The following is a 12,534-nucleotide window of genomic DNA, read 5'->3' as shown; positions in this document are numbered from 1 at the left end:
CGCGACTGGCTGCCGCGTGGTCCCCTGCGTCCGGTACGGCTATGCCGTACGGGGGCGATTGACCGCGCCCCGCTTCCACGCAGCCTCGCCGCGGTGGGCGATGTTGCGGGAGCCGTTGTGGTCCGCGTGCATCACGGTCCCGCAGGACCGGCACACGAACCGTGCTTGATCCACCCTGTTCGTGCGGTGGGTGTGCCAGCACTCGGAGCACTGACGGGAGGTGTTGCGGGGGTCGACGAACACCACGGGCACCCCCGCCCTGCGTGCCTTGTACTCGACGAATCCGCCGAGCTGGGCGAATGCCCACGAGTGCAGTCGTGCCCGCTGGTCCTTCTTGGCCGTGACCCTCTGCCGGATACCGCTCAGGTCTTCCAGGGCGATTCCACGCGAGGTGCGTTCAGCGGTGGCGACGAGCTGATTGGCGATGATGTGGTTGGCGTTCGCCGCGTGCCGGGACTCGCGGCGACGGATGCGCTTCAAGGCCCGCTTGGCCGACTTGGTGCGCTTCTTCTGGAGCTTGCTGCGCAGGTTCAGCATCCGCCTGCGGTAGTGGTTGAGCCGGCGTCCGGACATGATCTGGCCGTCCGAGGTGGTGGCGATGTTCACGATGCCCAGGTCCACCCCGAGGAACCGTCCGGCTCAGACACGTCGGGCTCGGGCACGTGGATGGTGGCGATCAGGAAGAACATCCCGTCGCGCATCACCAGGTCCGACTCGCCCTTGCGGGACGCCAACAGCTTCAGCGTCTCCGAGGAACACACGAACGGGATGTGCTTGATCCGCCCGGCCACCGTCCAGATCGACACCGTCCGGGCATCGAGGTTCCACGTCAGGATCCGGTCGTCGAACGGCTGCGCCGCGTCCTCCCGGAAACGGATCGGCTTCGACTCTGCCCGCAGGCGACGCTTCGAGCCCTCCCGGCCGAGATTCCCTGCATTGATGTTGCCCTTCAGGGTGGCGTAGGCGTCGCAAACCTTCTTCACCACCCGCACGGCAGGCTGGGCTCCGAGGTCGTAGTCCGCCTTGAGGGCGAAGTACACCTCTTTCTGCAACACGTTCCGCCGCTTCAGGCCCTTGGCGAACGCCACTTGGGATGTGTGGTTCGCCGCCCGGTTGCAGGCACGCAGGGTCGCCGCCAGCGCATCCGCGTCATGCGCGGACGTAGGCGGCAACTTCACCTGCACCACAATTTTCACGCAAAGCACCTTAGTGGGGCGGATCGCGGGAGAGTGAATTGAGGAACCGCCAAATAATGAGTGGAATCGGTGATTTCATGCATTCGGAAAAAGGTCCTGTTTCTCGCTGGGCTGAAGCCCTGAGCCCCGGAGGGGAGATCAAGTGAACCTCGACCGCTTCAGCATCAACCAGATGACGGTGAAGCAGCTCCCGCTCCCCGAACTGGTCGCGGAGTGCGTCCGCCTCGGCGTGCCCGGGATCGGCCTGTGGCGCGACCCGGTGAAGGAGTACGGCGTCGACGAGACGGCGGCCCTGATCCAGGAGGCGGGCCTGAAGGTCACCACCCTGTGCCGGGGCGGGTTCTTCACCAGTGACGGCTGGGAGGCCGACAACCGGGCGGCGATCGACGAGGCGGCGGCGCTCGGCACCGACACCCTCGTCCTGGTCTCCGGCGGCCTGCCCGCCGGCAGCCGCGACCTGCCCGGGGCACGCGCGCGTATCGCCGCCGCCATCGGCGCCCTCGCCCCCTACGCGGGCGAACGCGGCGTCCGGCTCGCCATCGAACCCCTCCACCCCATGTACGCCTCCGACCGCTGCGCGATCTCCACCCTGGACCAGGCCCTGGACATCGCGGAGCGCCACCCGGCCGAGCAGGTCGGCGTCACCGTCGACACGTACCACCTGTGGTGGGACGAGAACGCCCCGGCGGCGGTGGAGCGGGCGGCGGCCGGCGGCCGCGTCCACGCCTTCCAGCTCGCCGACTGGACGACGCCCCTCCCGGAGGGCGTCCTCAACGGCCGGGGCCGGCTCGGCACGGGCTCCATCGACCTCACGTGGTGGGCGGCCCTCCTCGAACGGGTCGGCTACACGGGCCCGGTGGAGGTCGAACTCTTCAACGACGCCCTGTGGACGAGGGACGGCGTCGAGGTCCTGGAGGAGATCCTGGAGGACTTCCTCAAGGTCTGACCGCGTCCCGCCGAACCGGGCCCCGGCGTGCGCGGCGGGGGCCCTCCGGGCCCGGCCCCGTGTGCGGCGGGGCCGGGCTACTTCTTCCCGCCGCCCAGCAGGTCGCCGAGGCCGCCGCCCTTCTTCGCGGCGGCGCGCTTCGTGAGGACCGCGAGGATCACCGGGACCAGGAGGTCGACCGCGCGGTTCACGGTGGCCGGGGGGAGGCCGGTGCGCTTGGCGACGGCGTTGGCGGCGGGCTTCGCCAGCCTGCCGAGGACGCCGGCCATCAGGCCCCCGGCCGCGAGGCCGCCGAAGGCGGCGACGCCCTGGAGGGGCGGTTCGGCGGAGGCGACCTCGTCGACGGCGGCCTTCACGTCGGCGGCGCTGCCCGGCTCGGCCGCCGCCTGCCGCAGGTTGCCCGAGAGTTCCGCGACCGAGCCGCCCACGAGGGCCCGGGCGCCCGCCGTGTCGGTGCCGGTGAGGGCGGCGATCTCCGCCAGCCGGTCCTCGCCGAGCTCGGCCAGGACCTCGTCCTGGAAGGAGTCACTGCTTTCGTTCATGTCCGAAACGCTACGGTTCATCCCGGTGACCGGCACCCCGGAGCCGGAGTTGTCCACAGCCCCGCCCCCGCTGTCGGCGGGCTTCGCTACGGTCGGTCCATGTCCAACGAGGGTCAGCCGTACCGCCCCGCCGTCCTGGAGGGCGTGCTGGAGAGGATCACGTACGCCAACGAGGAGAGCGGGTACACGGTCGCCCGGGTCGACACCGGCCGGGGGGCCGGGGACCTGCTCACCGTCGTCGGCGCGCTGCTCGGCGCCCAGCCGGGGGAGTCGCTGCGGATGGAGGGGCGCTGGGGCTCGCACCCGCAGTACGGGCGGCAGTTCCAGGTCGACAACTACACCACCGTCCTGCCCGCCACCATCCAGGGCATCCGCCGCTACCTCGGATCCGGCCTGGTCAAGGGCATCGGCCCCGTCTTCGCCGACCGCATCACCACCCACTTCGGCCTGGACACCCTCGACATCCTCGAGAAGGCCCCCGCCCGGCTCGTCGAGGTCCCCGGCCTCGGCCCGAAGCGCACTAAGAAGATCACCGCCGCCTGGGAGGAACAGAAGGCGATCAAGGAGGTGATGCTCTTCCTCCAGACCGTCGGCGTCTCCACCTCCATCGCCGTCCGCATCTACAAGGAGTACGGCGACGCGTCGATCTCCGTCGTGCGCGAGCAGCCGTACCGGCTCGCCGCCGACGTCTGGGGCATCGGCTTCCTCACCGCCGACCGGATCGCCCAGTCCGTCGGCATCCCGCACGACAGCCCCGAGCGGGTGAAGGCCGGCCTCCAGTACGCCCTCTCCCAGTCCGCCGACCAGGGGCACTGCTTCCTGCCCGAGGAGCGGCTGATCGCCGACTCCGTGAAGCTGCTCCAGGTCGACACCGGGCTCGTCATCGAATGCCTCGCCGAACTGGCCGAGGACCCCGAGGGGGTCGTCCGGGAGACGGTCCCCGGCCCGGAGGGCGAGCCGGTGACGGCCGTCTACCTGATCCCCTTCCACCGGGCGGAGCTGTCCCTCGCCGGGCAGCTGCGCCGGCTGCTGCGCGCCCCGGAGGACCGCATGCCCGCCTTCGCGGACGTGGCCTGGGACAGGGCGCTGGCGTGGCTCGCGGCGCGGACCGGCGCCACCCTGGCGCCCGAGCAGGAGCAGGCGGTCAGGCTGGCGCTGACCGAGAAGGTCGCGGTGCTCACCGGCGGCCCCGGCTGCGGCAAGTCCTTCACCGTGCGGTCCGTCGTGGAGCTGGCGCGCGCGAAGAAGGCGAAGGTGGTCCTGGCGGCGCCGACCGGCCGCGCCGCCAAGCGGCTCGCCGAGCTGACCGGCGCCGAGGCGTCCACGGTCCACCGGCTGCTCGAACTGAAGCCGGGCGGGGACGCGGCGTACGACCGGGACCGGCCGCTCGACGCCGACCTGGTGGTGGTGGACGAGGCGTCGATGCTCGACCTGCTGCTCGCGAACAAGCTGGTCAAGGCGGTCGCGCCGGGCGCCCATCTGCTGCTGGTCGGGGACGTGGACCAGCTGCCGTCGGTCGGGGCGGGGGAGGTGCTGGCCGATCTGCTGGCCCCGGGCAGTCCGGTTCCGGCCGTCCGGCTGACCCGGATCTTCCGGCAGGCCCAGCAGTCCGGCGTGGTCACCAACGCGCACCGGATCAACGAGGGCCTGCCGCCGGCGACCACCGGTCTGCCGGACTTCTTCCTCTTCGCGGAGGAGGAGACGGAGGACGCGGCCCGCGTCGCCGTCGAGGTCGCCGCGCGGCGCATTCCCGCGAAGTTCGGCCTCGACCCGCGCCGCGACGTCCAGGTCCTGGCCCCCATGCACCGCGGCCCGGCCGGCGCCGGCGCGCTGAACGGGCTGCTCCAGCAGGCGATCACCCCGGCCCGCCCGGACCTCCCGGAGAAGCGCTTCGGCGGCCGGGTGTTCCGCGTGGGGGACAAGGTCACCCAGATCCGGAACAACTACGACAAGGGGGAGAACGGGGTCTTCAACGGAACGGTCGGGGTGGTGACCGCGCTGGACCCGGTGGAGCAGCGCCTGACCGTCCGGACGGACGAGGACGAGGAGGTGCCGTACGGCTTCGACGAGCTGGACGAGCTGTCCCACGCGTACGCGGTCACCATCCACCGTTCGCAGGGCAGCGAGTATCCGGCCGTGGTGATCCCGGTCACCATGAGTGCGTGGATGATGCTCCAGCGGAACCTGCTGTACACGGCCGTGACCCGCGCGCGGAAGCTCGTGGTGCTGGTCGGCTCGCGCCGCGCGATCGCCCAGGCGGTCCGTACGGTCTCGGCGGGCAGGCGCTTTACCGCACTGGCCCACCGGCTCACAGGGGGTGCCCCCGTGTGAAAGATCACGGAGGACTTCCGGAACCGGGGCGAAGGGGGCAGGATGAGCAGGTTGGCGGCACTGAGTGCCGCCGATTGGCCCAATGGCGACCCCGAGTGCACTCTCCTGAGCCAAGTGGGGGATGGTAGAGACAGTCAGGGCACCTCGAAGAAGAGGCACTACGTCGGTGAGGGATGACGTGAGCGACAACTCTGTAGTACTGCGGTACGCGGACGGTGAATACACCTACCCGGTGGTCGAGAGCACCGTCGGCGACAAGGGCTTCGACATCGGAAAGCTGCGAGCCCAGACCGGTCTGGTCACCCTGGACAGCGGATACGGCAACACCGCCGCCTACAAATCCGCGATCACCTACCTCGACGGTGAGCAGGGCATCCTGCGGTACCGCGGCTACCCCATCGAGCAGCTGGCCGAGCAGTCCACCTTCCTGGAGGTGGCGTACCTGCTGATCAACGGCGAGCTGCCGAAGGCGGAGGAGCTCGCCGTCTTCCAGAACGAGATCACCCAGCACACGCTGGTCCACGAGGACGTCAAGAACTTCTTCCGCGGCTTCCCGCGGGACGCCCACCCGATGGCGATGCTGTCCTCGGTGGTCTCCGCGCTGTCCACCTTCTACCAGGACAGCCACAACCCGTTCGACGAGACGCAGCGCCACCTGTCGACGATCCGGCTGCTCGCGAAGCTGCCGACGATCGCGGCGTACGCGTACAAGAAGTCGATCGGCCACCCGTTCGTCTACCCGCGGAACGACCTCGGCTACGTCGAGAACTTCCTGCGCATGACGTTCTCGGTGCCGGCCCAGGAGTACGAGCTCGACCCGGTCGTCGTCTCGGCGCTGGACAAGCTGCTCATCCTGCACGCGGACCACGAGCAGAACTGTTCGACCTCCACCGTGCGCCTGGTCGGCTCCTCGCAGGCGAACATGTTCGCCTCGATCTCGGCCGGCATCTCCGCGCTGTGGGGCCCCCTGCACGGCGGCGCCAACCAGTCCGTCCTGGAGATGCTGGAGGGCATCCAGGCGAACGGCGGCGACGTCGACTCCTTCATCCGCAAGGTGAAGAACAAGGAGGACGGCGTCCGCCTGATGGGCTTCGGCCACCGGGTGTACAAGTCCTTCGACCCGCGCGCCAAGATCATCAAGGCGGCGGCGCACGACGTCCTCTCGGCCCTCGGCAAGTCCGACGAGCTGCTGGACATCGCGCTCAAGCTGGAGGAGCACGCGCTCTCCGACGAGTACTTCGTCTCGCGCAACCTCTACCCGAACGTGGACTTCTACACGGGCCTCATCTACCGCGCGATGGGCTTCCCGACCGAGATGTTCACCGTGCTCTTCGCGCTCGGCCGCCTCCCCGGCTGGATCGCCCAGTGGCACGAGATGATCAAGGAGCCGGGCTCCCGCATCGGCCGCCCGCGCCAGATCTACACCGGTGAGGTCCTCCGCGACTTCGTCCCGGTCGACGAGCGCTGAGCCGACCCCGCACAGGTCGACTGAGGCGTGACACAGGGTCCCCCGGCGAGAGCCGGGGGGCCCTGTCGCATGTGAGGGGTGAGCGCGGTGCCGGCGAGTGAGCCGAAGGGGCGCGGCGGTGTCGAGGTGACGAGCGCGCGCAGGCCCGACGGAGGAGGGCCGAGCACGGTCGTCACCTCGACACCGTCACGAAGCGCCCCGGAGGCGAACCGAGCCCCTGAAAAAGCAGAAGCGCCCCGCTCTCCGATCCCCCCACGGGTCGGCGAGCGGGGCGCTTCCCATATCCCCGGTGCGGATTCCCCCCACGGGATCCGGGCCGGGCGTCCGGTGCGCGGTCTGCCGGGGTACGTACGGGAGGGCCGCTCAAGCTCCCCGCTGCACGTGCCCCGGCCGCGCTTGCCTGTCGGGACGTCCCCCAAGACCTCCCGGCGAACGTCCCCCAAGACGTTCTGGCATCGCCCACTTAGACTCGCGAACAGCCCAGATGGTTACCCCCCAATATCTGTGATCTAGGTCTCTTTGTGAAGGACTTGTGCGTCACGTGTAGGTGAAATCAACGGAACCGCCGCAGGCGCAGGCTGTTGGTGACGACGAAGACGGACGAGAAGGCCATGGCCAGACCGGCGATCATCGGGTTGAGCAGGCCGGCCGCGGCGAGCGGCAGCGCGGCCACGTTGTAGCCGAAGGCCCAGGCCAGATTGCCCTTGATCGTCGCGAGGGTGCGGCGGGAGAGCCGGATCGCGTCGGCGGCCACCCGCAGGTCGCCCCGTACGAGGGTGAGGTCGCCGGCCTCGATGGCCGCGTCGGTGCCGGTGCCCATCGCCAGGCCCAGGTCGGCCTGGGCGAGCGCGGCGGCGTCGTTGACGCCGTCGCCGACCATGGCGACCGTCCGGCCCTCGGCCTGGAGCCGCCGGACCACCCCGGCCTTCTCCTCGGGCAGCACCTCGGCGATCACCTCGTCGACGCCGACCTCGGCGGCGACGGTCTCGGCGACGGACCGGTGGTCGCCGGTGAGGAGCACCGGCCGCAGCCCGAGGCCGCGGAGCCGGGCGACGGCCTCGGCGCTGGTGTCCTTGACGGCGTCGGCGACGGTGAGGGAGCCGCGCAGGGCCCCGTCCCAGGCGACGAGCACCGCCCCGGCCCCGGCGGTGTCCGGCACCGGCACGCCCTCGGAGGTGAGCAGCGCGGCCCGTCCGGCGAGGACGCGCCGGCCGTCGACGGTGCCGCGGACGCCGAGCCCGGGGACGTTCTCGAACCGCTCGGGGACCGGCAGCGCGCCGGCGGGGAGACCGAGCCGTTCGGCGGCCCCGGCGGCGACCGCGCGGGCGACGGGGTGCTCGGAGGCGTGCTCCAGGGCGCCGGCGAGCCGCAGCAGCTCCTTCTCGTCGGTGTCGCCGGCGGGGTGGACGCCGGTGAGGGTCATCCGGCCGGTGGTGACGGTGCCGGTCTTGTCGAGGACGACGGTGTCGACGCGGCGGGTGGACTCCAGGACCTCGGGGCCCTTGACGATGATGCCGAGCTGGGCGCCGCGTCCGGTGCCGACGAGCAGGGCGGTCGGGGTGGCCAGGCCGAGGGCGCAGGGGCAGGCGATGATCAGGACGGCGACGGCGGCGGTGAACGCGGCGGTCGCCCCGGCGCCGGCGCCGAGCCAGAAGCCGAGGGTGGCGAGGGCGATCAGCAGGACGACGGGGACGAAGACGGCGGAGACCCGGTCGGCGAGCCGCTGGACCTCGGCCTTGCCGCTCTGCGCCTCCTCGACGAGCTTGGCCATCCGGGCGAGCCGGGTGTCGGCGCCGACGCGGGCGGCGCGGACGACGAGCCGGCCGGAGACGTTGACGCAGCCGCCGGTGACGGGGTCGCCGGCGGCGACGTCGGCGGGCAGGGACTCGCCGGTGAGGAGGGAGGCGTCGACGGCGGAGGCGCCCTCGGTGACGGTGCCGTCGGTGGCGATCTTCTCGCCGGGGCGTACGACGAAGAGGTCGCCGGCGCGCAGGTCGGCGACCGGCACCCGTACCTCGGCTCCGGCGCGCAGTACGGCCACGTCCTTGGCGCCGAGCTCCATCAGGGCCCGCAGGGCGGCGCCGGCCTTCCGCTTCGCGCGGGCCTCCAGCCAGCGGCCGAGGAGGATGAAGGTGACGACGCCGGCGGCGACCTCCAGGTAGAGCGCGGAGGAGGCGTCGGCGCGGTCCGCGGTGAGGTCGAAGCCGTGCCGCATGCCGGGCGCGCCGGCGTCGCCGAGGAAGAGCGCCCACAGGGACCAGCCGTAGGCGGCGAGGGTGCCGGCCGAGACGAGGGTGTCCATGGTGGCGGCGCCGTGCCGGAGGTTGGTCCAGGCGGCCCGGTGGAAGGGGAGGCCGCCCCAGACGACGACGGGGGAGGCGAGGGTGAGGGAGAGCCACTGCCAGTGGTCGAACTGGAGGGCGGGGACCATGGCGAGCAGGACGACGGGGGCGGCGAGGACGGCGGAGACGACGAGGCGGCGGCGCAGCGCGGCGAGCTCGGGGTCGGCGTCCGGCGCGTCGGGCGCCTCCGGCTCCGGTGCCGGCGGTGCGGGTTCCTCGGCGGTGTAGCCGGTCTTCACCACGGTGGCGATGAGGGCGTCGACGCCGATCTCGGGTGGGTGCTCGACGCGGGCCTTCTCGGTGGCGTAGTTGACGGTGGCGGTGACGCCGTCCATCCGGTTGAGCTTCTTCTCGACGCGGGCCGCGCAGGAGGCGCAGGTCATCCCGCCGATGGTCAGCTCGGTGACGGTGGTGCTGGGCATGTGCGGTTCCAAAGGGGAGCAGGGCCGTACCCGTAACGGTACGACCCTGCCCGGACGGCCCGCGGCGGGCGGTCAGACCAGCTCGTAGCCGGCCTCGTCGACGGCGGCGGCGACGGCCTCGCGGTCGAGGGGGGCGGTGGAGACGACGGTGACCTCGCCGGTCGCGGCGACGGCGGTCACGGAGGTGACGCCGGGGATCGCGGAGATCTCGCCGGAGACGGCGCCCTCGCAGTGGCCGCAGGTCATGCCCTTGACGTGGTAGACGGTGGTGAGTTCGGTCTGCGTCTCGGCGGCCATGGCGGTCTCTCCTCATTCGGTTCGGAGTCGTACAGCTCGATGCTATACCCCTAGGGGGTATGAATTCCAGTCGGACCGGGCTCGCGCCGCGCGAGGGCGCGCAGCCACGCCAGCCCCGTCAGTGTCACCAGCACCAGCCCGCCCACCGAGAAGAGGGTGAACAGGTGCTCCTGCGCGGCGGTGGGCTCGGGGAGGTACCCCTGGGCGAACAGGGAGCGGTCCAGGCTCGTGGTGGTCAGCTGGAGCACCAGCCACAGCGCGATCCCGTGCATCGAGTCCCAGAGGGCGTGCAGCACCGCCACGCCCAGGTAGGTGCCGACGACCGGGCCGGCGAGCCGGAAGCGGCCGTCGGGCCGGCGGAAGGAGAAGAGCACCGCGCCCGCGATCGCCGTCCACAGACCGTGCCCGAACGGGGCGAGCAGCCCGCGCAGGATCTCCGTCTCCAGCAGGGAGCGCAGGTCGATGCCGTCCATGGTGACCGCGGCGTTGAACGCGTACCCCGCGCTCTCGAAGGCGGCGAAGCCGAACCCGACCGTCCCGCCGAGCACCAGACCGGCCCGCCGGCCGCGCAGGTACGGGCGGTGCCGGACGACGAACATCAGGGCGGCGAGCTTCACCGCCTCCTCGATCAGCCCCACCCCGAGGAACATCCACAGCGAGGGGTGGAGCAGGTAGTACTCCATGACGGAGGCGCCGAGGACGCCCAGCACGCCGCCGGTGACGAAGCAGCCGAGGATCACCGGCAGCCCGAGGTCGCGGCCGTGCCGCTCGTACGCCCACAGGACGAAGACGCCCGGGACCAGGAAGCTGCCGAGCAGGATCAGCGTCGGCAGCAGGGTGGTGTTGGCGGTGGCGTACGTGACCACCGCGGTCAGCGCCCACAGGGCGAGCCCGCCCCCGAGGCACCGCTTCCACAGCCCGGGGCGCGGCCCGGCCGCCTCGGGGGGTGCCGGGGGCGGCGGGGGAGGGGTCTGGGGGGTGGGCCAATACTCGTGCATCCGCGGGCCTCCACGTCCCTCCGCCGACAGGGCATCTGACCGGAGCTTATGGTAGATACCCGATATGTCGCATTCGGGGAGCACGCTCGTCCTGATCATGGTGATCGCCGTCCTGGCGCCGCTGCTGGCGTACTGGGCGGGGCGCCGCGTCCCCGTCCCGCTCGCCGTCTTCGAGATCCTGCTCGGCATCGTCATCGGCCCCGACGTCCTCGGCTGGGCCCACGCGGACGAGCTGATCGACGGCCTCTCGGAACTCGGCCTCGCGATGCTGATCTTCCTGGCCGGGTACGAGATCGAGTTCGGCAAGGTCCGCGGCGACACCCTCCGGCGCTCCGTCTGGGCCTGGCTGGCCGCGCTCGCCCTCGGCCTCACCGCCGGCGTCCTGCTCGGCGGCGGCTACTCCACCGGCGTCTTCATCGGGGTGGCGCTCACCAGCACCGCCCTCGGCACCGTCCTGCCCGTGCTGCGCGACTCCGGCGGGCTGCGCGGGCGCTTCGGCTCGGTCGTGATGGCCTTCGGCGCGGTCGGCGAGTTCGGGCCCATCATCGCCATGGCGCTGCTGCTCAGCGGACGCACCGCCGCCCAGTCGACGGTCCTGCTCGCGGTCTTCGCCGCGCTCACCGCCGCCGCCGTGTACTGGGCGCTGCGGCCGCGCCCGCCGTGGTTCTCCGCCGTCATCGCCCGCACCCTGCACACCAGCGGGCAGTTCGCGGTCCGCTTCGTCTTCCTGCTGCTCGCGCTGATGCTCGGCGCCTCGACCGCGCTCGGCCTCGACGTGCTGCTCGGCGCCTTCGCCGCCGGGCTGATCACCCGGCTGGTGCTCACCGGGGCGGCGCCCGAGGCCGGCCCGCAGATCCTGGAGAAGGTCGAGGGGGTCGGCTTCGGCTTCCTGGTGCCGGTCTTCTTCGTCGTCACCGGCATCGAGTTCGACCTGGACTCGCTGCTGTCCGGCGGGCGCGCGCTGCTGCTCCTGCCGGTCTTCCTGCTGCTCTTCCTGGTGGTGCGCGGCGGCCCGATGTGGTTCCTCGCCCCCCGCGACCTCGACCGGAAGGACCGCGGGGCGCTGGTGCTGTACGGCTCCACCGCGCTGCCGCTCGTCGTCGCCATCACCACCATCGGCCTGGACGACAAGGCGCTCTCGGCGGGCGAGGCGGCGGCGCTCGTCGGCGCCGGGATGGTCTCCGTCCTGGTCTTCCCGCTGCTCGCGACGCGGGTGCGGGCGGGCCGGGACCGGGCGCCGGAGGAGACGGTCAGCGGCGGCTCGGAGGCGTGGTGACGGGCGCGCCGGCGGCGGCTTCTCCGCCGGCGGGTTCCTCGCCGAGGACCGGGGCGAGGTAGCGGAGCATCACCTTCTTCAGCTCGCCGACGGCCGCGTCCCGCACCGGGCCCTCGGGGGCGGCGACGATCAGCGCGAGACCGCCCTTGAAGACGGCGAAGGTCATGTCGGCGATCCGGTCCAGCTCGGCGTCGCCGAGCGCCGGGACGGCCCGCGCGCCGATCGTCTCGCGGATCTGGGTGAGCAGCGAGGCGTGCAGCGCGTCGTGCTCCTCGGCGATCCGGCCGGGGACGTCGGAGCCGTGCATCAGGGCGAGGAAGGCCGGGTTGAGGCAGTTGAACTCGATCAGCGGGTCGAGCACCGCGTCGATCAGCTCCGGCAGCGGCAGCGCCAGGTTGGCGGGGGTGAAGACCTGGCCGTGGGCCTCCCGCATCTGCTGGATGAGCCGGCCGCCGAGCTCGATGGCGATCGCTTCCTTGTTCGGGAAGTACTGGTAGAGCGTGCCCGGCGAGACCTTCGCCTCGCGGGCGATCGCGTTGGTGCTGCTGGCCGTGTAGCCGTGCGCGCAGAACACGTCGGCGGCGGCCTGGAGCAGCTGGGCGATGCGGCGCTCGCCGCGGGCCTGCCGGCGGCGCGGCTTCGGGTCCTCGGGCATGGCTGTCCCCGGTCCTCCTCGATACGCGTTGACAAACACGAGAGGTCGCTCGCATTCTTAG

Annotated in this window: 9 protein-coding genes and 1 pseudogene; 4 read left to right on the top strand and 6 right to left on the bottom strand. The window is 71.9% G+C overall.

Annotated features, from left to right (window positions below):
• Positions 1-39: 39 nt before the first annotated feature.
• Positions 40-1,196: pseudogene (locus tag ACFVQZ_RS14350) on the bottom strand (RNA-guided endonuclease InsQ/TnpB family protein).
• A gap of 172 nt (positions 1,197-1,368) precedes the next feature.
• On the opposite strand from ACFVQZ_RS14350, the gene ACFVQZ_RS14345 reads away from it, so the two are divergent.
• Positions 1,369-2,142 (top strand): sugar phosphate isomerase/epimerase family protein, encoded by a 774-nt coding sequence (locus tag ACFVQZ_RS14345; protein ID WP_383622258.1) that lies wholly within the window; start codon positions 1,369-1,371, stop codon positions 2,140-2,142.
• A 77-nt stretch (positions 2,143-2,219) separates the two neighbouring features.
• On the opposite strand, the gene ACFVQZ_RS14340 is transcribed toward ACFVQZ_RS14345, so the two are convergent.
• Complete coding sequence (locus ACFVQZ_RS14340; protein WP_036414325.1) at positions 2,220-2,684, bottom strand: DUF937 domain-containing protein; 465 nt, start codon at positions 2,682-2,684, stop codon at positions 2,220-2,222.
• A 99-nt stretch (positions 2,685-2,783) separates the two neighbouring features.
• Between ACFVQZ_RS14340 and ACFVQZ_RS14335 the strand changes: the two genes are divergently transcribed.
• Positions 2,784-5,015 (top strand): ATP-dependent RecD-like DNA helicase, encoded by a 2,232-nt coding sequence (locus tag ACFVQZ_RS14335; protein WP_383622100.1) that lies wholly within the window; start codon positions 2,784-2,786, stop codon positions 5,013-5,015.
• Between the two features lie 178 nt (positions 5,016-5,193).
• Complete coding sequence (locus tag ACFVQZ_RS14330) at positions 5,194-6,483, top strand: citrate synthase (RefSeq protein ID WP_030493973.1); 1,290 nt, start codon at positions 5,194-5,196, stop codon at positions 6,481-6,483.
• 553 nt (positions 6,484-7,036) lie between these two features.
• On the opposite strand, the gene ACFVQZ_RS14325 is transcribed toward ACFVQZ_RS14330, so the two are convergent.
• The 3 genes from ACFVQZ_RS14325 to ACFVQZ_RS14315 form a co-directional block, all read right to left on the bottom strand.
• Entirely contained in the window at positions 7,037-9,247 is a 2,211-nt protein-coding gene (locus tag ACFVQZ_RS14325) for a heavy metal translocating P-type ATPase (protein ID WP_383622095.1), read from the bottom strand.
• Between the two features lie 72 nt (positions 9,248-9,319).
• On the bottom strand, positions 9,320-9,544 hold the full coding sequence (locus tag ACFVQZ_RS14320; protein WP_030493974.1) for a heavy-metal-associated domain-containing protein: 225 nt from the start codon (positions 9,542-9,544) through the stop codon (positions 9,320-9,322).
• Positions 9,545-9,594: 50 nt separating this feature from the next.
• Positions 9,595-10,542, bottom strand: coding sequence for a PrsW family intramembrane metalloprotease (locus tag ACFVQZ_RS14315; RefSeq protein WP_383622091.1), 948 nt, complete (start codon positions 10,540-10,542; stop codon positions 9,595-9,597).
• Positions 10,543-10,606: 64 nt separating this feature from the next.
• Here ACFVQZ_RS14315 and ACFVQZ_RS14310 point away from each other — a divergent pair, with 64 nt between their 5' ends.
• On the top strand, positions 10,607-11,818 hold the full coding sequence (locus ACFVQZ_RS14310) for a cation:proton antiporter (protein ID WP_030493976.1): 1,212 nt from the start codon (positions 10,607-10,609) through the stop codon (positions 11,816-11,818).
• On the opposite strand, the gene ACFVQZ_RS14305 is transcribed toward ACFVQZ_RS14310, so the two are convergent.
• The gene (locus ACFVQZ_RS14305; protein ID WP_383622088.1) at positions 11,793-12,473 is read right to left on the bottom strand and encodes a TetR/AcrR family transcriptional regulator; all 681 of its coding nucleotides are present in this window, start codon (positions 12,471-12,473) and stop codon (positions 11,793-11,795) included. The two genes, ACFVQZ_RS14310 and ACFVQZ_RS14305, sit on opposite strands and share 26 nt — an antisense overlap.
• Between the last annotated feature and the right edge of the window lie 61 nt (positions 12,474-12,534).

Origin of the sequence: Streptomyces sp. NPDC057854 (assembly GCF_042797055.1) — a bacterium.
Lineage (GTDB): Bacteria > Actinomycetota > Actinomycetes > Streptomycetales > Streptomycetaceae > Streptomyces.
Note: the sequence above shows the minus strand (reverse complement) of the source record. Positions and strands in the feature narration are given on the sequence as shown.